Genomic DNA, 23,938 nt, shown 5'->3' on the forward strand with positions numbered 1-23,938 from the left:
GTGTTCCAGCGGAGTGAGACGCTGGCTTTCCCTGGAGCACCCCTCATCCGACCTCGCTTCGCGAGACCACCTTCTCCCACACGGGGAGAAGGAATTGCCTCAATCTCCCAGCGGCTCCATCTCCTTGCCTGTCCGATAGATCTGGGCGTTGTATTTGGTGCGGCGCACCGTCTCGCGCGCAGGTCCGTCGATCCTGTAGGCGGTTGCCACCGCCAGCAAGTCGTTGGCCGCCAGAAAAGCATAGCGCGACGCGGTCGGCTTCAGCGTGTCGGGGTATTCGGGAACGGCCATCGTCAGCCGCACGTCGCAGACGCGCGTCAGCTCGGTGTCGGGCGCCGTCACGCAGATCGCGTTGGCGCGGTAATGCTTGGCAAGCTCGACCGCTTCGATCACCTCGCGCGTGCGGCCGGTGGCCGAAATGGCGATCACCAGATCGCCCGGCTTCAGCGTCGAGGCGGTCATGCGCATCAAATAGGGATCGCATTGCGCGCTGATGGTGATGCCGTAGCGGAACAGCCGGTATTGCGTTTCCTGCGCCAACGCCGACGAACTGCCGCCGAGGCCGAACACCGTCACCTGCCGCGCCTTGCCAATCAGATCCGCCGCCTTCTGCAACTGGCCCGGGTCGATCTGCCGCTCCGCCTCCTGCAGCGCGCGCCGAGCCTCGCCGAACACCGCGTTCCAGAACGGCATGCCGCTGTCGCCGTTCACGGGTTGCGGCTTGGTGGCAAGATAGAGCGCGCCGACGACCAGGCTTTGCGCCAGCTTCAGCTTGAAATCGCGCACGCCCTCGCAGCCGATGGCGCGGCAGAAGCGGGTGACCGTCGGCTCGCTGACCCCGGCGCGCTGGGCGAGCGCGGCGTTGGAAGCGTCGACCGCATATTTGACGTCGTCGAGCACGACATCGGCGACGCGGCGCTCGGCCGGCCGCAGCTCCGCATAGCTGTCCTTCACCTGCGAGATGATATCGGGAATGCGCCTGACATGATCGTGCCGGTCGCCATCCTCGTCCGTCATTCGCAACGCCTGGCTGTCAGCTTCGGTCATTGGCCAGTCCTGTCCAGCCCGCTTCGGGTCCTGTCATTCTCGCGATTATCCGCCTGCTGACCATAGGCAATCAACCGAGATGAGTATGCGAGGTCGATTGAAACGAAAAGGGCGACCGACTTTCGCCGATCGCCCGAGTGAAACCTTGCCGTTCGCTCAGTCCGCCGACAAGTCCGCCGTCCGCGCCAGAGCGCTGCCGAAGCCGTTGAGCGAGATGGTGAAGGAGATCGGCTGCGTCGTGTCGGCCGCCGTGGCGTTGACCTTCAGCGTGGTGCCGTTCTGCAGCAACGGCGTGATATTGGCATCGAACGTCACCGGTACCAGGCAGCCTACCGCCTGGCAGGTGTTGAACTGCAACGTGCCGTCCAGCTTCTTGTCGTCGATTTCGAACGAGATGCCGTTGGCCAAGGCAAGCCCGAAGGGCAGCGCCAGCGTGCCGGCGGCGTCCTGGCCGGTCTTGGTCGTCAATTCGATCGCCAGCAGCCGCTGGCCACTCTGCTTGTTGAACTGCTGATGCGACAGGCTGCAGACCTTGTTGGTGCCGGTGACCTGGCAGTTGACCGTCCAGTCCCCATGCGTTTCCGACAGCGCCGAGGCGCCGCCCGGCAGTTGCGGCTTGGCCGCCGCATCGGCGGGCCGGGCCGCTGGAGCCACCTTGTCGGTCTTGTTCTGCGCGGCAAGTCCCGCCGCCGGCACACCGGCAACGCAGGCGGCTGCCAGCATCGCTGCGAGATACGCGTACTTCGTCCTCATGAGATCCCTTCTTGGCCGTCGCCCCCGCGTCAGCTGGAAGCTGACCTTCAGAGACGCGCTGACCGCGTTCTGCTTGACCGTTTGCCCGAAGGCGCCGTTGTACCTGACAGCCAACCCCACGCCGTTGACGCCATTGAGCTCCAGCCCAACGCCGACCCGATAGAGCGGCGAATCGATGGCTTCCGTCAAGTGCAATGCCGGATTGCCGGGCAGATTCTCGGCGCTGGCGAAACGCCCCTCGATCTCCCACCGCTTGGTGGAGAACTCGACGCCGGCCTTCCCGTAGATGCGGAAACTGGCGATGGCGCTGACCCGGATGTCGGCTCCGACCTCCAGCTCCGGCGTCACGGCACAGTCGATCACGCGGCGTGCGTGAGCCGCATCACGTTTCGCAGTTGCCCATAGCGTTATTGGCCGTCTGCACTATATGAAACGCATGGTTTTTCGTATGGGAGCCTTGCGGATGCTTCGTCTGGCTGTTCTGGCAGGTGCCGTGCTGGCGGCCTCGGTTTCTCTGATTGCGCCGTCTCATGCGCAAATCGTCATCCCGACGAACCGCAACGCATTGGTGCAGCAGAATGAGCTGCAGCAGTTGCAGAACCGCTTGCAGCGACAGCAATTCCAGCAGCAGCAGCAAATCTATCGCGAGCTCGATCGGCCGGCCCCACCCAGGAGCCAGCCCGATGTGCCTGTATTTGACAAGACATGCCGGATGGAAGCGGTCGGCAACACGATTTCCAGGGTTTGCCGCTGACATTTTGTTTTTTTCAGTTTATTAGCCGACTTACTTGCCGGCAAAAAATGCCGGATTGCAAGGGCGGCGGTTTTAGGGTTTGCAGGAGGACAGGGTTTTTGCCGCGCGGATAGCGTGCGGCAAGACGCTGCTCTCACCGGAATCTGGGATGGCAACAACCAAGAAGAAAGCAGTTCGCAAAGCCAGGAAAGGCCAGCGGATTCGCCAGGTGGCGGCCATTCCGTATCGGTTGCGAGAGGACGGCAGCCCCGAAGTGCTGCTGGTCACCTCACGCACGACGCGGCGCTTCATCGTGCCGAAGGGTTGGCCGATGAAGGGCAAGAGCGGGCGCAAGGCGGCAACGATCGAAGCCCAGGAAGAAGCCGGCGTTCTGGGCAAGGCGCTGAAGCAGCCTGCCGGCGCCTATTCCTATTGGAAACGCATGACCAACGGCTTCATCCGCGTCGATGTTGCGGTCTATCTGCTCGAGGTCACCGAGGAGCTTGCCGACTGGCAGGAAGCCGCGAACCGGCAACGCGCGTGGCTGCCGGCGGCAGACGCCGCATTGCTCATCGACGAGCCGGAGCTTTCGACGCTGCTGAGGGATTTGATCGTTCCGGCGGCGGCATAAGCAAGCCCCCTGTTCGGGTGTCGCTCGGAAGGGTCGCGGCGTGCCGGCCCGGGCCCAGAGCCATTCCCTGGTGCGCTTTCCCGATATTGTTCCGAGGCGGACTCATCTTAGGCGTTGCGATTTCGAGTGGCCCTCATTCGCTGCTTGACTTATACATATCCCAGTGGTTATACGTCAATCAATAGCCAGCGAGTTATCGATCAGGATGACGACCGCGCATGACATGCTGTTCAGGACGCTTGCCGATCCGACGCGGCGCGCCATCTTTGAACGTCTGTGCCGCCAGGGCGAGCAGACGGTCGGAGCTCTCACCGCACAGGCGGGCGTATCGCAGCCGGCGGTGTCGAAGCATCTGGGCGTGCTCAAGGAGGCCGGTCTGGTGCGTGACCGTCATGAAGGGCGCCAGACCCATTACAGCGCGCAGATCAAGGCGCTTGCGCCCTTGATGGACTGGACGCGCGACATGGCGGGTTTTTGGGAAAGCCGGTTCGACGATCTGGAAGACCTGCTCAAAAGGATGGATCAATGAATGAAGCCGCAACGCGCTCCGTCGTCGTCGAGCGCGAGATACCTTTTCCGCCGGAAAAGATCTGGCGTGCGCTCACCCAACCGCATCTCATCGAGGAGTGGCTGATGAAGAACAGCTTCAAGCCGGTCGTGGACCATCGCTTCAGCCTGAGCGCGGAATGGGGAGGCGTCGACTGCCAGGTGCGGACGGTCGAGCCCAACAGGACGCTGTCCTACAGCTGGGACACCAAGGATCTCGAGAGCGTCGTCACCTGGACGCTCACCCCGACGGGCAGGGGCACGCATCTGCGCATGGAGCAGGTCGGTTTCCGCCCCGACCAGGAGCCGTACTATCGCGGCGCCACGGTGGGCTGGAAGCGCAACTTCACGGCCCTGGAGCAGCTGCTTTCGCGGATCGATTGACGTCCGCCGAAGCCCTCAAAAGACAGACACGGCCCTGGCGGGGCGGCAAACCGCAGGCGTAAGCAATGGAGGCACCAAAATGAAGATCAAGCTGACCAGCATCTATGTCGACGACCAGGAAAAGGCCCTCGGCTTCTATACCGACGTGCTGGGCTTTACCAAGAAGGCCGACTTCACCAACGGGCCGTTTCGCTGGCTAACTGTCGTCTCGCCGGATGACCCTGACGGCACCGAGCTGCAGCTGGCGCTCAACGACAATCCGGCAGCAAAGACCTATCAGCAGGCCATCTTCAAGCAGGGCAAGCCGGCGCTGATGCTGTTCACCGACGACATCAAGGCAGATCATGAGCGCATCAAGGTCAATGGCGGCAGCTTTGCCATGGCGCCGACAGCGGTGACCGGCGCGACCATCGCGCAGCTCAACGACACCTGCGGCAACCTCATTCAGCTTTCGCAGCTGGCGCGCTGGTAGGCGGCTCGATCCGTATCGTCATTCGCAAGGGAGGTTATATTGAACTGGAGCAAGTGGATCAGGCAGCTTCACCGCTGGCTTTCGATCATCTTCACCGTCACCGTCATTGCCAATTTCGCCGCCATGGCCATGGGCCCGCCGCCCGCCTGGATCGTCTATTCGCCGTTGATCCCGCTTTTCCTGCTGCTGTTCAGCGGCCTCTATATGTTCATGACGCCCTATGCCGTCAGATGGCGCGGTGAGCCGGCGGGCGAGCGCACGGGATCGGTCTGATGGCGCAGGCAAAATCGAAGGCCGCCGCGTCTCCGGACAAGAAGCCCGTCCTGCTTTCCGGCGGCAACCCGCAGATCGCCAAGGGCTACGGCGACGCTCCCGTGCAGGCCTATATCGCAGCGATGCCGGGCTGGAAGAGCGAAGTCGGGCGCCGGCTCGACCAGCTCATCGTGCAGGCCGTCCCCAACGTGCAGAAGGCTGTCAAATGGAACTCGCCATTCTACGGCATGGAAGGCGAAGGCTGGTTCCTCGGCATCCACTGCTTCGCCAAGTACATCAAGGTGGCGTTCTTCCGCGGGCTGTCGCTGAAGCCCGTGCCGCCAGTCGAATCCAGGAGCAAGGACACGCGTTATTTCCACATCCATGAGAACGATCGGTTCGACGAGGAACAGTTCGTCTCCTGGGTGAAGCAGGCAAGCCAGCTGCCCGGCGAACGGATGTAGACGCACGAACGATCAAGCGCTGTCTCCCCGAAAGAGACACGATTGCACTTTTCCATTCAGCTCAGGAGAACCGAACATGCAAGATGGCGGCGTACAGGACGGCAAGTCTGCGTCCGAACTGATCGACGGACGGATCAAGGAGCTGGGCGACTGGCGGGGCGAGACGCTTGCCCGGCTCCGCGCTCTTATCAGGGAGGCCGCCCCCGAAGCCGTCGAGACGTGGAAATGGCGCGGCGTGCCGGTCTGGGAGGATGCCGGCATGATCTGCACCGGCGAGACCTACAAGACCGTCGTCAAGCTGACCTTCGCCAGGGGCGCGGCGCTGCCCGATCCCAAGAAGCTCTTCAACTCCAGCCTCGAAGGCAATACGAGGCGCGCCATCGATTTCGAGGAAGGCGACACGATCGACGCCGATGCCCTGAAGGCGCTCGTCCGCGAGGCCGTGGCCCTCAACAAATCCAAGACCAAGCGCTGAGACGCGACTGCCCCGGCGCTATCGATCGATGTTGCCGGCTTTTTCTTCCGCGCCTTCGCACCGTGGATCGATACTATGCGCCAAATGTCGCCATCACGCGGCGTAAGCATCCTTCTGTTGCTTAGCAATAACTCATGAAAGCACTTCTCTTTCCGGATCCGGCCTGCCGTTCCAACAGGATCGTCGGCTTCTCGTGATAGGTGGTCCGCAAGATCTTTCTATAGCCGTTCCTTTCGGCCACCTTCTGCGAAGCGCCGTTTTCCGGATCGATGATGCAGACGGTTCTCGCCTGTCCGAACGTCTCGTCACTCCAGGCGACAATCCGCCTGACGACCTCGCTCGCAAGCCCCCGGCCATGCGCCTCCGAGGCCAAGGCCCAGCCGGCTTCCGGCACGCCTTCGATCGAAGGTTCGATCTCGCGCTTCAGGTCGTGGAAACCGGCCTCGCCGATGAAGCGCCCCGTCGCCTTGTCCTCGATCGCCCAGAACCCGTAGCCGATCAGCGACCACAGGCCGGCATGGCGCAGGAAGCGCATCCAGCTCTCCTCGCGCGTGCGCGGCTTGCCGCCGATGAAACGGGTGACGGCGGGCTCCGCCCACATGGCGGCATAGGTCTCGAAATCGTCCAGCCTGTGCGGCCGCAAAACGGTGCGCGCCGTTTCGAGGATCGGCACGCCGGCTTCCGTTTTGATGCTCATGGCATTGCCCTCCATTGACGCGACAGCGCTTAGCAAACCAGCGGGCTCGATCAAGGGCCAGGACAATGCGTTGGCTCTTCCAGCCATAAAACCATGCACGGCTGCATCGCTATGGGCTTTTCGCCTGGCGATGCTAGTTTGCGCCCCGAAGCCGACCCGGAAATGCAAGTCTACCGAAGGAAGAACCATGGACACCACAGACCTGTTGCTGGCGATCACGCATCACCTTCTGGTGTTTTCGCTGGCCGGCATCATCGGCGCCGAGTTCGTGCTGGTGCGCGGCGATCTAGGCCGGGCGACGCTCAAGCGCCTTGCCGGCATCGACCGTCACTATGGCATCATTGCCGCACTGATCGTCATCGTCGGCATCTGCCGGGTGTTCTTCGGGCTGAAGGGCTGGGAATTCTACGTCTACAATTGGGTGTTCTGGGCAAAGATGGTGGCCTTCATCATCGTCGGCCTGCTGTCGATCGTGCCGACTATGCGCTTCCTCTCCTGGAACAGGCAGGCGAGCGGCAATCCGTCTTTCGCGGTGCCGGCGACGGAACTGGCTTCGGTGAAGAACTATGTCCGTGCCGAGGGCTTCATCTTCCTGCTCATTCCGGTTTTTGCCGCGGCGATGGCGCGCGGCTACGGCTATTAGAACACCACTCTAGGCCTCGACCGGAAACGTCTCATCCAGCGGCGCGATCGGCACCAGCGGGGCCGGCACGTCGGTGGTCTTTTCCTTCGACTTGCAGATATCGGCGATGACGCAGATCGGGCAATCGGGCTTGCGCGCCTTGCAGACATAGCGGCCATGCAGGATCAGCCAGTGATGCGCGTGGCGCATATATTCGGCGGGGATGACTTTGAGCAGCCCCTGCTCGACCTGTTCAGGCGTCTTGCCGGGCGCCAGCCCGATCCGGTTGCCGATGCGGAAGATATGCGTGTCGACCGCCATGGTATGCTGGCCGAAGGCGACGTTGAGCACGACATTGGCGGTCTTGCGCCCGACGCCCGGCAGCTTCACCAGCTCGTCGCGGTCCTGCGGCACCTGGCCTGCATAATCGTCGATCAGCGCCTTCGACAGCGCGATCACATTCTTGGCCTTGTTGCGCCACAGACCGATGGTGCGGATATAGTCGCCGACCTTGGCCTCGCCCAATGCCAGCATCTTGGCCGGCGTGTCGGCCGCGGCGAACAGCGCCTTCGTCGCCTTGTTGACGCCGGTATCCGTCGCTTGCGCCGACAGCACCACCGCGACCAGCAGGGTGAAGGCGTTGACATAGTCGAGCTCGCCTTTCGGCTCAGGCCGCTGCACGGAAAATCGCCGGAATATCTCATGCACCTCGGCGGGGCTGTAGAGCGATCGCGTAGCGGCTTTTCGCGGCCGTCGACCAGGCGCCCGCCCGCCGCCCGCGATAGCGGGCTGAGGTTTTTTGACAGCTGCGGATTTTTTCGACTTGGGAGGCGCCATTTCCCTCCTATAATATTCCCTCATGAGCGACACAAACGCCTCGTTCCGAGCCGACGAGCCATTTTTCCAGGCCTTGCTGACGCCGCACCGCTCGCTCGGCCGCACCGGCTTCCTGATCCTGATGGGAGCGCTTCTGTTCGGCTGGGCGGTCACCGGCGCTTTCTTCCTGGCGCATGGCGCCTGGCCGGTGTTCGGCTTCTTCGGCCTCGACGTGATCGCCGTCTACATCGCCTTTCGCGCCAATTACCGCGCCGCGCGCGCCCGCGAGGAAATCTCGGTCTCGCGCACCAGCCTCGACATCCGCAAGACCGCACCGTCCGGGCGATCCGAAGCGCATCATTTCAATCCGTTCTGGACGCGGTTTTCGATCGCCCGCCATGCTGAGATCGGCATCACCAAAATGGCGGTGGAAGCGCAGGGCAGGAGCGTGGCGATCGGCGGTTTCCTCAATCCCGACGACCGCGAAAGTTTCGCCACCGCCTTTTCGCGCGCGCTGGCGACCGCCAAGACACGCTGACACACAGTTCCTCAGAACCGGTAGCGCAGCAGCCTGCCCACCTTGCGCATGGCGGGGATGAGCTTCCAGAGGCCAACGAACAACCGCGCGGACCAGCCCAGGCGCGCCCCTTGCTCCGGCTTGTAGGACGGAACCTCGCTGATGAAGCGAAGTTTCGGGATGGCTCGCTCCAGTTCGCGCGGATCCTCAATGGCCCAATGAACTTCGGCGCCCGTCGCCTTCAAGGCAGGGCTGAGACGCATCAGCCTCAGCCCGAAAAGGCTATAGGCATCGAACATCAACTCGCCGCCGGCCAGATGCGAGACAAGCCGCGCAAACAGCCGCGGCCCCTCGTCGGCGGCGAGATACGGCGTCAGCCCCTCGGCCACGATCATCGCCGGGCGGTTGCGCGGCACCTCGGCCAGCCAGCCCGGTTCGGTCACCGACGAAGCGATCAGATGGTACTGATCCCTGTGCGGATAGAGCCTGCGCCTGAGCGCGACGACGTCAGGATAATCGATGTCGAACCAGTCGACGCCTTGTGGCGGATCGACCCGGAAGACCCGAGTGTCGAGCCCGCATCCCAGATGCAGCACGATCGCGTCGGGATATCGCGCAAGGAAATCCCGGACGCCGACGTCCAGCGTTTTCGCCCTGATCGCGAATCCCAGCCCGAGATTGCCGTCGACCTTGAGCCTTGAGAAATCATAGTCGATCCTGCGCACCGCCTCGTCGGCGAAGCGATCCTGGAGCAGCGAATTGGGCAGCCGGCTCTCCAGCGCCTTGCCGTAGAGCGTCATCAGCAAGGTCTCCCTCGCGCCGGTCAGATCGACCTTTTCACCGGCCATGCTTGTCCTCTTCGGTCCGAAGCTGACTCTATCTGGGTGCCGACGGCGGGAAGGCAAGTTTCGGGTGGTTGCAAAGCTCTGGAGGACCGATATTCGCGACCAAGGAGATATTGCCATGAACGCTCAGATGACCATGAATACGCGGATGAAACCGACCGCGATCCTTGAGAACGACATCACGCCGGAAGGCAGCGACTATGACGTCGTGCGCCGCGCCATCGAGAAGATCAGCCTCGACTATCGCGACCAGCCCTCGCTGGAGGTGCTGGCCGAGGAAGTCGGCGAGACGCCGACCGGCCTGCAGAAGCTGTTCACGCGCTGGGCCGGCCTGTCGCCGAAAGCCTTCCTGCAGGCGGTGACGCTCGACCATGCGCGCAGGCTGCTCGATTCCGGCATGCCGCTCCTGGAGACCTCGTTCGAGCTCGGCATGTCCGGCCCCGGCCGGCTGCACGACCTCTTCGTCACCCATGAGGCGATGTCGCCCGGCGATTACAAAACGCGAGGCGCGGGTCTCACCATCCGCTACGGCTATCACATCTCGCCTTTCGGCATCGCGCTCATCATGGTCACGGACCGCGGTCTCGCCGGCCTCGCCTTCTGTGACGCCGGCGGCGAGCGGGCTGCCTTCGCCGACATGTCCGGCCGCTGGCCGAACGCAACCTATGTCGAGGACATGTCCGCCACCCAGGCTTACGCGGCGCGGGTCTTCGACCCGACGAAGTGGCGCGCCGACCAGCCGCTGCGCGTGGTGATGATCGGCACCGATTTCCAGCTTCGCGTCTGGGAAGCGTTGCTGCGCATCCCGATGGGCAGGGCCTGCACCTATTCCTCGATCGCGGCAAGCATCGGCGCGCCCAGCGCCAGCCGGGCCGTCGGCGCGGCGGTCGGCGCCAACCCGATGTCCTTCGTGGTGCCCTGCCACCGGGCGCTGGGCAAGTCCGGCGCGCTCACCGGCTATCACTGGGGCCTGACGCGCAAACGCGCCATCCTCGGCTGGGAAGCGGGTCAGGTGGCTTCCTGAAAGGCTTGGGCCGGTCAAGCGTTGCTAGTCTGCTCTAATTATTTGTAGTCATGCAGCTTCCGTACGAAAACGCTTCTCCTGGAATTGCTCCAAAGGGAGGCTCGCACCGCCGCTATTGCCCGCGCTGACGGCGCGCGGTGCCTGTCTCCTTGGCGGCAAATCTGCCAACCTCATCAGCATATGCCTCGATCGGATGAGGACGTCCGATCAGATATCCCTGAAGCGCGTGACAGCCCTCGTCGCTGAGAAAGCTCAACTGCTCGAGCGTCTCGACGCCTTCAGCGATGATGTCCATCGACAAGCCCCTGCCCAGTCCGACGATGGCGCGAATTATGGCGACCGTTTGCGGATTCTTCTGGATCATTCCGACAAAGGACTTGTCGATCTTGATCTTGTCGAAAGGAAAAGACTGGAGATAGGAAAGCGATGAGTATCCGGTCCCGAAATCGTCCAAGGCGACCTTCACGCCGAGCGATTTCAGCCGCCTAAGGATCGAACTTGCCCGCGAAAGGTCGTCGAGCAGGACGCTCTCGGTTATTTCAAGTTCAAGCCTTTTCGGGTCGAGCCCCGATTCGAGCAGGATTTGGTGCAGCAGACCTGGAAGATCGCCCTGGCGAAATTGTACCGGAGACAGGTTGACGCCAACCTGAACCGGGTTGGGCCACGACGCTGCCTCGCGGCATGCCTGCCGCAGCACCCATTCTCCCAAGGATACGATCAGTCCGCTCTCTTCGGCCACCGGAATGAACTCGGCAGGCGGGATTATTCCTCGTTCCTTGTGGGACCAGCGGACCAAAGCTTCAAAGCCGACAATCTCGCCGGATACGTTCGCCTGCGGTTGGTAATGCAGGAGCAGCTCGCCGCTTGCCAGTGCCGAGCGCAAGTCTTGCTCGAGCGCACGGCGTTCGCGCAGCTTGCGATCCATGTCGGCCTCAAACATCCGGAAAACGCCGCGGCCGTCGGCTCTTGCGCGATCAAGCGCCGCACGAGCATTGCTCAAGAGCGCCGCAACGTCTGTCGCATCGTCGGGGAAGAAGGTGATGCCGATGCTGAGCCCAACCCGCAGCGCACGACCCTCGACATCGAAAGCGTCGGCGATTGCCGCCAGCAGACGGTCTGCCAATTCGATGGCTGTTGCTGGATGCGGGCCCTCGCTGACGATTATGGTGAACCCGCTGCCGCCTGTCCGCGCAAGGAAGTGCTTGCCAGCAACTCCTGCAAGGCGCTTCGCTGCCTTGCCAAGCAGAGTGTCCGCGACCACCGGGCCATAGACGTCGTTGACCTCCTTGAAACCATCGATGTCAACGCGCATGACAGCGAAAGATTCACGTCCAGACGTCGCCCGCTCGAGCGTGAATTCGAGGCGCTCGACAAGCATCGTTCGGTTAGGAAGATCGGTCAACGCATCATGGGTGGCCATGTGGGCGATCCGCGCGGCATCTCGCTTGCGGTCCGTGATGTCCTCGGCGACTGCAAGCACGTATTTCGATTTGCCGTCGTGGCTCTCTACGGCCAATCGCCGGGTTATGAGATCGCGTACGCCCTTATGCCGCGTGGGGATCTTCTCTTCCGCCGCAATCTGTACGGTATCGCAACGCAAGGCCTCCTGATCACGTGTCAGAAAGGACTCCGCTTCTTCCGGCGGAAACAGCTCGGCGTCGGTCTTTCCGATCAGTTCCTCTCGAGGGATGCCGAGCAGCCCCTCGCCCGCCCGATTCATCAAAACGTAGCGCCCGGCCTCTTTGGCGAAGAGCATGACCGGGATGTTCTCTATCACCGTGTCCAGGAACTCCCTCGCGCGGCGCATGCCGTCTTCCGCGAGCTTTCGCTCCGTCACATCGATGATGGCAACCATGAATGAGGCACGGCCATCATATTCGATAGGCTTGGAGTAGGCGACAATGTGGATCACGCTGCCGTCCGCCTTGACGTGGCGCCAGCTGCGTCCGCTTCTGTCCGAGCCCTCGCCAGCAACCACGATCCGGCGGAACGCCTCGACGTCTTCCGGGGGCCTGATGTCGAGTATCGATTTTGAAAGGAACTGCTCGCGCGAGTAACCATAGCGCTCGATGGCGGCATGGTTGACGGCCAAAAAACACAGGCTATCCCGGTCAAACACCCACATCGGAACCGGGTTCTCCTCGAACAGCAAGCGAAGCGAGGCCTCGTGCTGTTTGAGCGTCGTGATGTCCGAAATGCAACCGACCACGAAGCGAGCGCCATTCGGCAGCAATGCGCGGGCCTTGCGTGTCATCAACGTGCGGACCTTGCCGTCGGGGCCCCGAATGATCTCCTCATTCTCGTTAACTTCGCCGGTGTCCAGCACCAGCCGGTCGATCCGACCGAACACATCCGCATGTTCCTTGGGGACGAAATCATAGTCGGTGCGGCCGGCCAGTTCCTCGAAGGATCGGCCCATGAAATCGCACATGCTTCGGTTCATCACGAGGAAGCGGGATTGGCTGTCCTTCACGAATATGGGATGCGGAACCGCGTCCAGCACGAGCCGCACGGCGTCGGCATCATCGGTGGAAAATGACTTTGCGAGTTGGTCGAGCGGAGACTCTGAGCTGGGCATTCTTGTCTCGCGTTGCAGCCAGGAACCCAGCGGAAACGTTTACATCCATAACTCTTACTTATCTGTAATCATCGAAACACCAGTCGTAACAAAAATTTAGGCCTCGTAGAGACCGTCATCGGAACACTGGTAACAGCGTGCCTTCCGGGGTAGCTTCCGGCGCGTCAGCAGGAGGCACTTCTTGATTATCGTTGTCGGTTCGATCAACCTCGACCTCATCGCCAATGTCGACCGCTTGCCGGAACCCGGCGAGACGGTGCGCGGCTCAAGCTTCGTCACCGCGCCCGGGGGCAAGGGCGCCAACCAGGCGCTGGCCGCGGCGCGCGCCGGCGCGCAAGTGCGCATGGTGGGCGCGGTCGGCAAGGATAGCTTTGCCGGCGATGCGCTCGCCCTTCTCAAGGCCGGCACTGTCGATCTGTCCGGTGTCGGCGAGAGCTTCGCCTCCACCGGCACGGCTTTGATCCTGGTCGGCGCCGACGGAGAAAACGTCATCGCCGTCGTGCCGGGCGCCAATGATTCGGTGGTGCCGGGCGATGTCGCCAAGGCCTATCTCAAAAAAGGCGACGTCGTGCTCTTGCAGCATGAGATCCCGCTGCAGACGGTCGAGGCTACGCTTGACGCGGCGCGCGCGGCGGGCGCCGTCAGCGTGCTCAACACCGCACCCTTCCGTCCCGAAGCAGTAGGCTTCACCGGCAAGGCCGACTATGCCGTCGCCAACGAAACCGAGTTCGATCTCTATGGCGAGGAGCTGGCGCTTTCCGGGCGCGACCGCCCGGCCCGCATGCGCGACTATGCCCAAAAGATGGGCCGCGCCATCGTCGTCACGCTCGGCGGCGACGGCGTGCTTGCCGCCACGCCTCACGATTTCATCACCGTTCCGGCGCTGAAGATCACGCCGGTCGACACGGTCGGCGCCGGCGACACCTTCTGCGGCTATTTCGGCGCCGGCCTCTCGTCGGGTCTCTCGCTTCAGGATGCGCTCACCCGCGCCGCCGCGGCCGGGTCGCTCGCCTGCCTGAAGCCAGGCGCGCAACCGGCGATCCCGCTGGCCAAGGATGTCGACGCGGCCTTGCCGGGGACCCGTTAAGCGATGCGCCCTGTCACAAAACATGCCGTGTCGCCGGCCGGCGACACCTGCCGCCTCTCCGCCGTCGAGCTCGTTGACGGGATCAGACGGCGTCGCTTTTCGGTTCGCGAGGTGGTCGGCGCGTTCCTTGACCGCATCGAGGCCGTGAACCCGCTGGTCAACGCCATCGTCTCGCTGCGCGAGCGCGCCGACATCCTGGCCGAGGCCGACAGGGCCGATGCTCATCTCGCCCGCGGCGGCGAGGCCGGATCGCTGTTCGGCCTGCCGATCGCCATCAAGGACCTTGCCCTGACCAAGGGGCTCAGAACCACCTTCGGCTCGCCGATCTTCGCCGATTTCATTCCCGGCACGGACGACTTCTTCGTCGAACGTATCCGCAAGGCCGGCGCTATCATCATCGGCAAGACCAACACCCCGGAATTCGGGCTGGGTTCCAACACCTACAATCCGGTCTTCGGGCCGACGCTCAACGCCTTCGACCCCGCACTCACCGCCGGCGGCTCGAGCGGCGGCGCAGCCGTGGCGCTGGCGCTCGACATGGTGCCGGTCGCCGACGGCAGCGATTTCGGCGGCTCCCTGCGCAACCCGGCGGCCTACAACAATGTCTACGGCTTCCGTCCGTCTCAGGGCCTTGTGCCTGCGGGCCCGGACGTCGATGTCTTCCATGCGCAGATGGGCGTCGAGGGCCCGATGGGCCGCAGCGTGCGCGATATCGCGCTGCTGCTCGATGAACAAGCCGGCTATCACCCGCACGCGCCGCTGTCATACGCCAAGGAGGGGTCTTTCCTCGACGGCTTGGGAGCGAAAGCGTCCGGCGGCCGCATTGCCTGGCTGGGCGATCTCGGCGGCCACCTTCCGACGGAGCGGGGCGTGCTCGACCTCTGCGAGGCTGCGCTTGCCCGCTTCGCCGATGCTTCCTTCCACAGCGAAGCCTTGGTTCCGGATGTCGATTTCGAGGCGCTGTGGCAGGCTTTTGTCACCTTGCGCCACGCAAGCAGCGGCTGCGGGCTGAAGACGCATTACGACGATCCGGCAAGACGCAGCCTTCTGAAGCCTGAGGCTGTCTGGGAAGTGGAGCAGGCGATGCGCTTGACCGCGCCGCAGATCCATGCCGCCAGCGTCCGGCGCACCTCATGGCATCGCACGCTGCTGTCGCTGTTCGAGCGCTTCGACCTCATCGCCCTGCCTACCGCGCAGGTCTTCCCGTTCGACGTGACTACCCACTGGCCGCGCGAGGTCGCGGGACGGATGATGGACAGCTATCACCGCTGGATGCAGGTCTCCGCCTTCGCCACGCTGGGCGGCTGCCCGGCGCTCAACGTGCCGGCCGGCTTCGACGAGAGGGGCCGGCCGATGGGCATGCAACTGATCGGCCGCCCGCGCGGCGACCTCGCCGTGCTCAAGGCCGGCGCAGCCTATGAGGCGACACTGCCATGGGCGGCGGGGGCTGCGTGACGGGCCGCCCTGCCCGGCCAGCTTGCGCCGGCGTCAAACCCGTGCATTGATCGCGCTCCGCCCAAGTCGGCGCTGTCCTGTTCGAGGGAAGATCATGTCGCTGGAACTCTACGCCGCCTATGTCGTCGCCTGCATCGTCATCATCCTGGTGCCGGGACCCACGGTCACGCTGATCATCGCCAACAGCATCCGCCACGGCTCGCGCGCGGGCTTGGCCAACGTGGCCGGCACCCAGGCCGGCCTTGCCATCATGATCGCCATCGTCGGCATCGGCCTCAACACGCTGATCGCCGGCATGGGCCACTGGTTCGAATGGGTGCGGCTGATCGGCGCCGCCTATCTCATCTGGATGGGCGTGCAGATGTTCCGCGCCAAGGGCGCGCTGAACCCCGACGGGTCGGTGAAGAAGCCGCGCGGCGGTTTCTTCCTGCAAGGGTTTCTGGTCGCCGTCAGCAATCCGAAGACCTTGGTGTTTTTCGGCGCCTTCTTCCCGCAGTTCATCGCGCCGCAGGGCAACTATACGCTGCAGATCGTCGTCATGGGCCTGACCGCGATGATCTTCGCCGCCATGTCGGACTCGACCTACGCCCTTGCCGCCGGCCGCGCCGGCCGGCTGCTGTCGGCCAGCCGCGTCAGGCTGATGTCGAGGATCAGCGGCAGCTTCCTGGTCGGCGGTGGACTGTGGCTGGCGTTCTCGAAGGCGAAATGAGCGACGAGCTCGCCGGCGCGCAATTATTTTTTGAAGCATATTGAAGAGTTGTGAGCGCCCTCACAACTCATAGTTATGAACAAGTCAAACGTTTCCCTCCGGAATCGCTTGCTTATTTTGCAATACGAGTACGGCGATGCTGTCATAGTATCTGCTGTATTTTGTGCTTTTGCACTGATGCGAAGTGCTGCGGTAATCCGGCTTGAACTCGATCCGGTCACCGGCACGCAGCGCGTGATCGGCGTGGTTGAATACATCAGGCCCGCGCCCGTCAATCCGAAGTTCACAGTCGGCCGGGGGCTATATTACACCTATGATGTGCGGCTTGAGGACGACACACTGATATCGATAGACGATGAAGTGGGGACGCCGCACCTTGTCGGATCGGCAATCCCCATCGAACGGCAGCATCACAAGCACGGCGCCGACACCTATCGATTGCTCAACGGGTGACGGCGGGCGCTGGTTTTGGCCTACATGGCTAATTGAGCCGCCCCAGCCGCTCCACCAGCAACGCGAAGAAGCCGTCATGGTCGATGTCGCGCATCACCATGGCGTTCTTTTTGCGCTTGGCGACACCCCACCAGTCGATCACCGTCATGCCCATGGTGAGCTCCGACGCGGTCTCGACGCTGACATTGCAGTGGCGGCCCTTGAACAGCTCCGGCTTGACGAGGTAGGCGATCACGCACGGGTCGTGCAGCGGCCCGCCATCGGTGCCGTATTTTTCCTCGTCATAGCGCTCGAAGAATTCCAGCATCTCGGCGGTCGCTGTGCCGACCTTGGTGCCGAGTTGGCGGAAAGCCTGGATGCGCTTGGAGGTGGTCAGCGCCTTGTGGGTGACGTCGAGCGGCATCATCACGATCGGAATGCCCGATTTGAACACCAGATCGGCGGCCTGCGGGTCGACATAGATGTTGAATTCGGCCGCCGGCGTGACATTGCCGCCCTCGAAGAAGCCGCCGCCCATCAAGACGATTTCCTTGATGCGCGGCGCGATCCTGGGCTCGCGGATCAGCGCCAGCGCGATATTGGTGAGCGGTCCGAGCGGGCAGAGCGTGATCGTGCCGATTTCCTCGCGCATCAGCGTCTCGACGATGAAATCGACGGCGTATTGTTCCTGGAGCGGCATGGTCGGCTCCGGCAGCTGCGGGCCGTTCAGGCCGGTCTTGCCGTGCACTTCCTCGGCGGTGACGAGTTCGCGCGCCAGCGGCCGGATGGCGCCGGCATAGACCTTGATGTCGGGCCGTCCGGCCAGTTCGCAGATCTTGCGGGCGTTGTTCTGGGTCAGTTTCAACGGCACGTTGCCGGCAACCGCGGTGATGCCGACGATCTCCAGCTCGGAACTGCCGAGCGCCAGCAATATGGCGACGGCATCGTCCTGGCCGGGATCCGTGTCGATGATGATTTTTCTGGACTGGGGCATTTCAATTCCTTTTTGGGGAGTCTTTTTGGGCGGGGTCTTAATGGCTTGAACTTGATCGCGCGGCGGACCATATCAAGACCATCGGGAAAAATGCCATCCGGGTTTTTCCAGTTTGTGTCGCTCTTCAGAGGACAGTGTAACAATGAGTCGAATGACGCCCTTCTCCAGCCCGCTTCTCCTGGGTTTTGATGCCATGGAAAAGACGCTCGAACGTCTGGCGAAGTCCGGCGACAGCTATCCTCCATACAATATCGAGCGCCTCAGCGCCGCTGACGACAAGGCCGAGAGGCTGCGCATAACGTTGGCCGTTGCCGGTTTCGCAGAAAGCGACCTCGATGTCACCACGGAGGAAAACCAACTGATCGTGCGCGGTCGTCAGACCGACGATACCGAGCGCGAGTTCCTGCACCGCGGCATCGCCGCTCGCCAGTTCCAGCGCTGTTTCGTGCTGGCCGACGGCATGCGAGTGATCGCGGCGGAACTGAAGAACGGTCTGCTGTCGATCGATCTCGACCGGCCGGAGTCCGAGCGGATGGTACGGAAAATAAACATATCGGTGAAAGACTGACCTTTGCCGATGGCTCTATGCGAGGCGGCCGATCCTGGCGTCCTCGCGCCAAGGAGGCTTGAAATGACCAGAACTGACGAAACGATCACCATGACCAGCGGCGAACTCGCCCATCTCGGCGAAGGTTCGGTCGCCTATCTCAGGAAAGTGTCGAGCGACGACCTGCGCGGCCGCTTCCCCGGCCTGCAGGAAATCGCGCCCGGCCTGGAGCTGTGGGCACTGTTTGCCGCCAACGGCCAGCCGATCCTGCTTTCCGATGCCCGTGACCGGGCGCTGGCAGGTGCGTTGGAGAACGATCTGACCACCGTCGCGATCCACTAAGATTATGATCGACTAAAATAGCGACTGTGACGTCTTGAATCGAAAGGGCCGCCACGCGGCGGCCCCTGAAGGTTTTAATCCAAAGACAGGTTTTGATCCAAAAAACTTCAGGCTGCGTGCGAGGCCTGCGTATCGGATAGCAACGCATGGATCGCCACGGCGTCGCGCGTACCCCTGATCTTGGCCACCGTGTCGGCATCGCGCAGCACGCGCGCAATGCGCGACAGCGCCTTGAGATGGTCTGCGCCCGCCCCTTCCGGCGCCAGCAGCAGAAACACCAGGTCGACCGGCTGGTCGTCTAGCGCCTCGAAATCGACCGGCGTTTCCAGCCGGGCGAAGACGCCGGCGATCCGCTTCACGCCGGCGAGCTTGCCATGCGGAATGGCGATGCCGTTGCCGACGCCGGTCGAGCCCAGCCGTTCGCGCTGCAGGATAGTGTCGAACACCTCCCGTTCCGGAATCCCCGAAATCGCCGCCGCCCTCTCCGACAGCAATTGCAGAAGCTGCTTTTTGGAATTCGCCTTCAACGCCGGCATGATCGCCGGGACGCTGATGAGATCACTGAGATCCATGCTTGAAAAATCCCTTGCTCGCCTGCCGCGCCAGTCGTCGCCCCCTTGCGCGGCTGGCTTTTTATCCTTGCGCGACTTTGGTCGTCGACGGATCGATCCAGCCGATATTGCCGTCCGGCCGGCGGTAGACGATGTTGAGATGGTCGGTTCCAACGTTGCGGAACAGGAAGACCGGGCTGTCGCTGTTGTCGAGTTCGATGACCGCCGAAGCCACCGACATGGTCCGCAGCGTCACGCTTGATTCGGCGACGATGACCGGAGCGAAGTCCTCCGGAATGTCTTCTTCGTCGTCGGTAAGAGGAGCCATCACGGTATAGGCGATGTCGGTCGGCTCTTCGCCATTGCCGTTGCCGGTATTGCGGGATTTCAGCCGGCGCTTGTAGCGGCGCAGCCGCGTTTCCAGGCGGTCGGCGGCCGCCTCGAAGGCAAGCGTCGGGTCCTGGGCGTCGCCGGTTGCCTGCAGCGAGGCGCCGGAATCAAGCCGGACCATGCAGTCGGCGGAGAAGCGCGATCCCGATTTGATGACCGTGACATGTCCTGAAAAACCCCGATCGAAATATTTCTCGATCGCCTCGCCGACCCGGTCGTTGATGCGTGTGCGGAACGCATCGCCGATGTCCATGTGTTTTCCCGAAATGCGTAGATTCATCTGAAAACTGACCTTCCTTGCTCAGGCTTCAAACTGTTCCCGAGTTTATACCCGTGGCGCGCGCGCACAAGCTTCGCAGCGGCATGCGCGCCGATTTTAGACCCGAACTTTCCGGTTGATCACAAGTCGCCTTCTTGGCCGTCCATGGCCATGTCTGACAGACCCATTCGCAAGCGGGCATTACCGCCCTGCTCCATGCGGGCGGGCTTCTAGACACTTCATTGCGGCTTGTCAATCAAGCTTGGGAATTGTGGGAAAGCAGCCTGTCTCGCACCGGCCAAGGCTTGTCGAAATTCCGGGCCGGGCCTAGCGGCCGACGTTCGCGAGCGCCCGCTTTTCCCGCCGCCGCTGCACCGACGATGGGATATTCATGCCTTCGCGGTATTTCGCGACGGTGCGGCGGGCGATATCGACACCGCTCTCCTTGAGCATGTCGACGATGGCGTCGTCGGAAAGCACATCGGCGGGCTTTTCCTCGTCGATCATCTGCTTGATGCGGTCGCGCACGGCCTCGGACGAATGCGCTTCGCCGCCTCCGGCCGAGGCGATCGACGCCGTGAAGAAATAGCGCAGTTCGAAGACGCCGCGCGGCGTCAGCATGTATTTGTTGGCGGTGACGCGGCTGACGGTCGATTCATGCATGCCGATGGCATCGGCCACAGTGCGCAGGTTGAGCGGCTTGAGGTGGCGCACGCCATGGATGAGGAAGGCATCCTGCTGCCGCACGATCTCGGACGCCACCTTGAGAATGGTCTTGGCCCGCTGGTCGAGGCTGCGCGTCAGCCAGTTGGCGTTCTGCAGGCATTCGGCGAGAAAATCCTTTTCCGCCTGGTCCTTGGTGTGCCTTGAAACGCGGGCGAAGTAGACATTGTCCACCAGCACGCGCGGCAGCGTATCGGCGTTGAGCTCCACCGCCCAGCTGCCGTCATTGGCAGCGCGCACCTCGACATCGGCGACGATCGCATCGCTCGCGCCGCCTGAAAACGCCAGGCCGGGACGCGGATCGAGCGCGCGGATCTCGGCCAGCATGTCGAGGAGATCCTCCTCGTCGACGCCGCAGATGCGTTTCAGCGTCTGGAAATCCCGCCGCGCCAGAAGCTCGAGATTGGCGACCAGCGCTTTCATCGCCGGATCGAGCCGGTCGCGCACCGCCAGTTGCAGCGACAGGCACTCCGCAAGGTCGCGCGCGAAAAGTCCTGAAGGCTCGAAAGTCTGGCAGACGCCAAGCACGCGCGCCACCGCCGCTTCGTCGGCACCGAGCCGGGCCGCGATCTCCATCAGGTCGGTGCGCAAATAACCGGCTTCGTCGAGCCCGTCGGCGAGCTCACCCGCGATCAGGCGTTCGCCAGGGCTGAGGGAAGCAAGCGCGATCTGCTCGCCGACATGTTCACGCAGCGTGGCGACGACCGCCACCATGTCGCCGACGTCGAAACCTTCCGATGACGCCGTGCCTGCGCTGCCGGCGGCCGACTTCCACTGCGCCGTGAGATCAGGCCCCAGTCTCTCATGGGTACCGGGATCGTCGGGAAACAGGTTCTCCAGCGAAGAATCGAGCTTTTGCGAGATCGCTTCGGCGCTCCATTCCGTCTCGCCTTCGAACCAGTCGCCCTCGGGGTCCCGCTCCGGCGCCGCCTCGCTTTTCTGGGCTTGGTCGCCGGCGATATCGTCCTGCGGTTCGGCCCGCTCCAACAGCGGGTTGCGCTCGATCTCCTCGTCGATGAAGCGCTCGAGCTCGACATGGGTGAGCTGCAGCAGCCGGATCGACTGCATCAGCTGCGGCGTCATCACCAGCGACTGGGACTGTCTGAGCTGCAGTTTGGCTGCCAGCGCCATGGTGGGATTCAAACGCCTCGTCTACGCGTCGTACAGTTGTTTTTCGGTCGGGCATTGAAACTGGCCCGGCTTTTGCTTGTCAAGGAAAACGCTAGCAGCTGCGGCTTACCGGAGCGTTATCGAACGCTAAAATAGCGAAAAACCGCCATGCGACTTTCGAAAATCGCGCCACGACCCGAAAATCAGCAGTCAGAGTGTGAAGCCCTCGCCGAGATAAAGACGCCGCACATCAGCGTTGGCGACGATCTCGTCGGCTCGGCCATGCGTCAGCACCTGGCCGGCATGGATGATATAGGCGCGGTCGATCAGGCCGAGCGTCTCGCGCACATTGTGGTCGGTGATCAAGACGCCGATACCGCGGGCCGTGAGGTGGCGGACGAGCTGCTGGATGTCGGCGACGGCGATCGGGTCGATACCGGCGAAGGGCTCGTCGAGCAGCATATAGGCCGGCCGCGTCGCCAGCGCCCGCGCGATTTCGAGGCGACGCCGTTCACCGCCTGAGAGCGACATCGACGGCGCCTTGCGCAGATGGCTGATGTGAAATTCCTCAAGCAGCTCGTCGAGGTTGCGTTCACGCGCCTTGCGATCCTTTTCGACCACTTCCAGCACGGCGCGGATGTTCTGCTCGACGTTGAGGCCGCGGAAGATCGACGCTTCCTGCGGCAGATAGCCGATTCCGAGGCGGGCTCGTCGGTACATCGGCATCGACGTGACATCGAAGCCGTCGATCTCGATCGAGCCTTCGTCGACCGGCACGAGGCCCGTGACCATGTAGAAACAGGTGGTCTTGCCGGCGCCATTGGGCCCGAGCAGGCCGACGGCCTCGCCGGCGCGCACGCCAAGCGTCACCCCGCTCACAACCTTGCGGCCCTTGTAGCTCTTGGTCAGCCCCTTGGCGATCAGGGTGCCCTTGAACTTCGCCTTGTCGGTGCCGACCGTCGCCGGCGCAGCCGGTTTTGCGGCCGCCAGTCCCGGAAGACGGGCCAGCAGCGAGGTTACGCCGGCCATTAGTTGCCCGACGCTCCCTGCTGCTGCGCGCCTTGCTTCTGGGGCGTGAACGACATCATCACGCGACCGCCACAGCCGTCGACATTGGCGAGGCCGCTCTTCATCTGCACGGTGAGCTTGCAGCCCTTGAGCACATTGTCGCCTTGCGACAACACCACTTCCTTGCCCTTAAGCACCAGCACCTGCGTCTTCATGTCGAATGTGCCGCTGTCGCCCGTGGCGACCTGGTCGTTCGATTTGACGTAGACTTTGTTCTCGACCTCCAGGTGGTCGATATTGGCCGCCCCGGTCATCGCCGACGCGCCGGCCGCGGCGCTTTTGCCGGCATTGGCATCCTTGACGTAGTAGACCGTCATCTTGCCGGCCTTGAGCAGGGTCGGCCCCTGATTGACGGTCACGTTGCCGCTGAACACGGCCATGCTCTCGGCCTGGCGGACCTCAAGCTTGTCGCTTTCGATCTGGATCGGCTGGTCGCCCGACAGTTTCAGCCCCGGAATCTGGCTGGTCGCGCTCGATTGCGCGAAGGAATGCGCCGTCGCCAAAAGCAGCAATGCGGAAGCAGCGCCCGGAAGCCATGCCGATTTACTGCGACGCATTCTGTTCTCCACCGTTTACCCCCGCTGCCTTCAGCGCGGTTGGATCTATGTTGACGCGAACCCGGTTCTCGAAGACCACGAGCCTGCCATTGTCCTCGACCGCCATGGACTCCGCGGTGATGCGCGACCCGCCGCGGCTGACGTCGACCGGATTGCTCGTCTTCATAGAGCCTTTGCCCATGTCTAGGAAGATCGATTTGAATTTCGCCATCAGACCGTCCGACGTCGTCACGCTGACGTCGCTGGTCAGGTCCATCGTGTTGGCGTCGCGATTGTAGATACCATGCGCGGCATCGACCGACACGATGTTGTCGGTGGCGACGGGCAGTTTGGCGTTGATGCCTTCGAGATCGATAACGGCCTGCTGGCCGACATCCTGCGTCGCCCTGGTCGCCGTCAGCGAATATAGCAGCTTCTGCTTGGTGAAGCCGTTGAGCTTCGGATTGGCCATCACCAGCTTGCCGTTGGAAAACGCCGTGCCGTCGGCCTGCACCGAGACGGGCAGCGGGGCCTTGAGGTAGGAATAGACCGGAAAGGCAACGGCGATAACGACCGCGAGCAGCGGCACCGCGAATTTCAGCACGCGCACGCGGCGCGAGTGCCGCTGCGCGCGGTTGAAAGCATCGCCACGCGTGCCGCCTTGGGCCGCGGGAGCCGATGCCTCGCCGGCCTGGCTCGTTTCGTCAGATCGCGCCAACATGACTTTCTAATGGACCTTTGCCCGCCCAAACACCGCCTATAGGTGGTATGCCGGCACCTACAAGCAAGCACAAGCGGAGGAAAACTGCAAAAATGTGACAACTGGCCGCCCGCAAAATCGACAGGAATCTGGCGAGACGGCCTGTACTTTATAGCAGA

General features: G+C 62.9%; 30 protein-coding genes. 17 read left to right on the forward strand and 13 right to left on the reverse strand.

Going from position 1 to position 23,938, the window contains the following annotated elements; translation table 11 throughout:
* Positions 1-99 precede the first annotated feature (99 nt).
* Both LB565_RS15745 and LB565_RS15750 read right to left on the reverse strand, forming a co-directional pair.
* Positions 100-1,047: a MurR/RpiR family transcriptional regulator gene (locus LB565_RS15745; protein WP_224585527.1), complete on the reverse strand. Its 948-nt coding sequence runs from the start codon at positions 1,045-1,047 to the stop codon at positions 100-102.
* A 156-nt stretch (positions 1,048-1,203) separates the two neighbouring features.
* On the reverse strand, positions 1,204-2,163 hold the full coding sequence (locus LB565_RS15750; protein ID WP_224585529.1) for an invasion associated locus B family protein: 960 nt from the start codon (positions 2,161-2,163) through the stop codon (positions 1,204-1,206).
* 100 nt (positions 2,164-2,263) lie between these two features.
* Here LB565_RS15750 and LB565_RS15755 point away from each other — a divergent pair, with 100 nt between their 5' ends.
* From LB565_RS15755 to LB565_RS15790, 8 genes are all read left to right on the forward strand, one after another.
* Positions 2,264-2,554 (forward strand): hypothetical protein, encoded by a 291-nt coding sequence (locus tag LB565_RS15755; RefSeq protein ID WP_224585531.1) that lies wholly within the window; start codon positions 2,264-2,266, stop codon positions 2,552-2,554.
* A 148-nt stretch (positions 2,555-2,702) separates the two neighbouring features.
* Positions 2,703-3,164, forward strand: coding sequence for an NUDIX hydrolase (locus LB565_RS15760; protein ID WP_224585532.1), 462 nt, complete (start codon positions 2,703-2,705; stop codon positions 3,162-3,164).
* A 205-nt stretch (positions 3,165-3,369) separates the two neighbouring features.
* The gene (locus LB565_RS15765; RefSeq protein ID WP_126064393.1) at positions 3,370-3,693 is read left to right on the forward strand and encodes an ArsR/SmtB family transcription factor; all 324 of its coding nucleotides are present in this window, start codon (positions 3,370-3,372) and stop codon (positions 3,691-3,693) included.
* Complete coding sequence (locus tag LB565_RS15770; RefSeq protein ID WP_224585535.1) at positions 3,690-4,094, forward strand: SRPBCC domain-containing protein; 405 nt, start codon at positions 3,690-3,692, stop codon at positions 4,092-4,094. The genes LB565_RS15765 and LB565_RS15770 overlap by 4 nt, the downstream gene beginning before the upstream one ends.
* 79 nt (positions 4,095-4,173) lie before the next feature.
* Positions 4,174-4,566 carry a VOC family protein gene (locus LB565_RS15775; protein WP_224585537.1) on the forward strand — a complete coding sequence of 131 codons (393 nt, stop codon included), beginning with the start codon at positions 4,174-4,176 and terminating at the stop codon, positions 4,564-4,566.
* A 39-nt stretch (positions 4,567-4,605) separates the two neighbouring features.
* Positions 4,606-4,839 carry a hypothetical protein gene (locus LB565_RS15780; protein WP_224585538.1) on the forward strand — a complete coding sequence of 78 codons (234 nt, stop codon included), beginning with the start codon at positions 4,606-4,608 and terminating at the stop codon, positions 4,837-4,839.
* A complete protein-coding gene (locus tag LB565_RS15785; RefSeq protein ID WP_224585540.1) occupies positions 4,839-5,282 on the forward strand; it encodes a DUF1801 domain-containing protein in 444 nt (147 codons plus the stop codon). The genes LB565_RS15780 and LB565_RS15785 overlap by 1 nt, the downstream gene beginning before the upstream one ends.
* Before the next feature lie 76 nt (positions 5,283-5,358).
* Positions 5,359-5,757, forward strand: a complete 399-nt coding sequence (locus LB565_RS15790) for a DUF1801 domain-containing protein (RefSeq protein WP_224585542.1) — start codon at positions 5,359-5,361, stop codon at positions 5,755-5,757.
* A gap of 121 nt (positions 5,758-5,878) precedes the next feature.
* On the opposite strand, the gene LB565_RS15795 is transcribed toward LB565_RS15790, so the two are convergent.
* Complete coding sequence (locus LB565_RS15795) at positions 5,879-6,454, reverse strand: GNAT family N-acetyltransferase (RefSeq protein ID WP_224585544.1); 576 nt, start codon at positions 6,452-6,454, stop codon at positions 5,879-5,881.
* A gap of 187 nt (positions 6,455-6,641) precedes the next feature.
* On the opposite strand from LB565_RS15795, the gene LB565_RS15800 reads away from it, so the two are divergent.
* Positions 6,642-7,097, forward strand: coding sequence for a DUF2214 family protein (locus tag LB565_RS15800; RefSeq protein WP_224585547.1), 456 nt, complete (start codon positions 6,642-6,644; stop codon positions 7,095-7,097).
* A 9-nt stretch (positions 7,098-7,106) separates the two neighbouring features.
* Here LB565_RS15800 and nth read toward each other — a convergent pair whose 3' ends face one another.
* The gene (gene nth, locus LB565_RS15805; protein WP_224585549.1) at positions 7,107-7,913 is read right to left on the reverse strand and encodes an endonuclease III; all 807 of its coding nucleotides are present in this window, start codon (positions 7,911-7,913) and stop codon (positions 7,107-7,109) included.
* Positions 7,914-7,935: 22 nt separating this feature from the next.
* Between nth and LB565_RS15810 the strand changes: the two genes are divergently transcribed.
* A complete protein-coding gene (locus tag LB565_RS15810) occupies positions 7,936-8,430 on the forward strand; it encodes a DUF2244 domain-containing protein (RefSeq protein ID WP_224585551.1) in 495 nt (164 codons plus the stop codon).
* An 11-nt stretch (positions 8,431-8,441) separates the two neighbouring features.
* Here LB565_RS15810 and LB565_RS15815 read toward each other — a convergent pair whose 3' ends face one another.
* Entirely contained in the window at positions 8,442-9,257 is an 816-nt protein-coding gene (locus LB565_RS15815; RefSeq protein WP_224585553.1) for a class I SAM-dependent methyltransferase, read from the reverse strand.
* 115 nt (positions 9,258-9,372) lie between these two features.
* On the opposite strand from LB565_RS15815, the gene LB565_RS15820 reads away from it, so the two are divergent.
* Positions 9,373-10,278 carry a methylated-DNA--[protein]-cysteine S-methyltransferase gene (locus LB565_RS15820; protein WP_224585555.1) on the forward strand — a complete coding sequence of 302 codons (906 nt, stop codon included), beginning with the start codon at positions 9,373-9,375 and terminating at the stop codon, positions 10,276-10,278.
* A gap of 112 nt (positions 10,279-10,390) precedes the next feature.
* On the opposite strand, the gene LB565_RS15825 is transcribed toward LB565_RS15820, so the two are convergent.
* Positions 10,391-12,856 carry an EAL domain-containing protein gene (locus LB565_RS15825; protein ID WP_224585558.1) on the reverse strand — a complete coding sequence of 822 codons (2,466 nt, stop codon included), beginning with the start codon at positions 12,854-12,856 and terminating at the stop codon, positions 10,391-10,393.
* A gap of 181 nt (positions 12,857-13,037) precedes the next feature.
* Between LB565_RS15825 and LB565_RS15830 the strand changes: the two genes are divergently transcribed.
* The 4 genes from LB565_RS15830 to LB565_RS15845 all read left to right on the forward strand — a co-directional run bounded on the left by LB565_RS15830 (position 13,038) and on the right by LB565_RS15845 (position 16,560).
* Positions 13,038-13,943 carry a ribokinase gene (locus LB565_RS15830; RefSeq protein ID WP_224585559.1) on the forward strand — a complete coding sequence of 302 codons (906 nt, stop codon included), beginning with the start codon at positions 13,038-13,040 and terminating at the stop codon, positions 13,941-13,943.
* Between the two features lie 3 nt (positions 13,944-13,946).
* Complete coding sequence (locus tag LB565_RS15835; protein ID WP_224585561.1) at positions 13,947-15,398, forward strand: amidase; 1,452 nt, start codon at positions 13,947-13,949, stop codon at positions 15,396-15,398.
* Between the two features lie 94 nt (positions 15,399-15,492).
* Positions 15,493-16,107 (forward strand): LysE family translocator, encoded by a 615-nt coding sequence (locus tag LB565_RS15840; protein ID WP_224585563.1) that lies wholly within the window; start codon positions 15,493-15,495, stop codon positions 16,105-16,107.
* Positions 16,108-16,182: 75 nt separating this feature from the next.
* Positions 16,183-16,560, forward strand: coding sequence for a hypothetical protein (locus LB565_RS15845; RefSeq protein ID WP_224585565.1), 378 nt, complete (start codon positions 16,183-16,185; stop codon positions 16,558-16,560).
* A 28-nt stretch (positions 16,561-16,588) separates the two neighbouring features.
* Here the strand turns inward: LB565_RS15845 and LB565_RS15850 are convergent, their stop codons facing one another.
* Positions 16,589-17,533 carry a nucleoside hydrolase gene (locus LB565_RS15850; RefSeq protein ID WP_224585567.1) on the reverse strand — a complete coding sequence of 315 codons (945 nt, stop codon included), beginning with the start codon at positions 17,531-17,533 and terminating at the stop codon, positions 16,589-16,591.
* Positions 17,534-17,675: 142 nt separating this feature from the next.
* On the opposite strand from LB565_RS15850, the gene LB565_RS15855 reads away from it, so the two are divergent.
* Both LB565_RS15855 and LB565_RS15860 read left to right on the forward strand, forming a co-directional pair.
* On the forward strand, positions 17,676-18,101 hold the full coding sequence (locus LB565_RS15855) for an Hsp20 family protein (protein WP_224585569.1): 426 nt from the start codon (positions 17,676-17,678) through the stop codon (positions 18,099-18,101).
* Between the two features lie 63 nt (positions 18,102-18,164).
* On the forward strand, positions 18,165-18,422 hold the full coding sequence (locus LB565_RS15860; protein WP_224513840.1) for a DUF1150 family protein: 258 nt from the start codon (positions 18,165-18,167) through the stop codon (positions 18,420-18,422).
* Positions 18,423-18,529: 107 nt separating this feature from the next.
* On the opposite strand, the gene ptsN is transcribed toward LB565_RS15860, so the two are convergent.
* From ptsN to lptC, 6 genes are all read right to left on the reverse strand, one after another.
* Positions 18,530-18,994, reverse strand: a complete 465-nt coding sequence (gene ptsN / locus LB565_RS15865; protein WP_042641064.1) for a PTS IIA-like nitrogen regulatory protein PtsN — start codon at positions 18,992-18,994, stop codon at positions 18,530-18,532.
* A gap of 61 nt (positions 18,995-19,055) precedes the next feature.
* Positions 19,056-19,643 carry a ribosome hibernation-promoting factor, HPF/YfiA family gene (hpf, locus tag LB565_RS15870; RefSeq protein WP_224585570.1) on the reverse strand — a complete coding sequence of 196 codons (588 nt, stop codon included), beginning with the start codon at positions 19,641-19,643 and terminating at the stop codon, positions 19,056-19,058.
* A 306-nt stretch (positions 19,644-19,949) separates the two neighbouring features.
* Entirely contained in the window at positions 19,950-21,476 is a 1,527-nt protein-coding gene (gene rpoN / locus LB565_RS15875) for an RNA polymerase factor sigma-54 (protein ID WP_224585572.1), read from the reverse strand.
* 189 nt (positions 21,477-21,665) lie between these two features.
* On the reverse strand, positions 21,666-22,484 hold the full coding sequence (lptB, locus tag LB565_RS15880) for an LPS export ABC transporter ATP-binding protein (protein WP_224585583.1): 819 nt from the start codon (positions 22,482-22,484) through the stop codon (positions 21,666-21,668).
* Positions 22,484-23,080, reverse strand: coding sequence for an LptA/OstA family protein (locus LB565_RS15885; protein WP_224585585.1), 597 nt, complete (start codon positions 23,078-23,080; stop codon positions 22,484-22,486). Before LB565_RS15885 ends, lptB begins: the two co-directional genes overlap by 1 nt.
* Positions 23,067-23,780 carry an LPS export ABC transporter periplasmic protein LptC gene (gene lptC / locus LB565_RS15890; protein WP_224585588.1) on the reverse strand — a complete coding sequence of 238 codons (714 nt, stop codon included), beginning with the start codon at positions 23,778-23,780 and terminating at the stop codon, positions 23,067-23,069. The genes LB565_RS15885 and lptC overlap by 14 nt, the downstream gene beginning before the upstream one ends.
* Positions 23,781-23,938: the final 158 nt, after the last annotated feature.

It is taken from the genome of Mesorhizobium sp. CA14, assembly GCF_020165195.1.
In the GTDB taxonomy this organism is placed as follows: domain Bacteria; phylum Pseudomonadota; class Alphaproteobacteria; order Rhizobiales; family Rhizobiaceae; genus Mesorhizobium.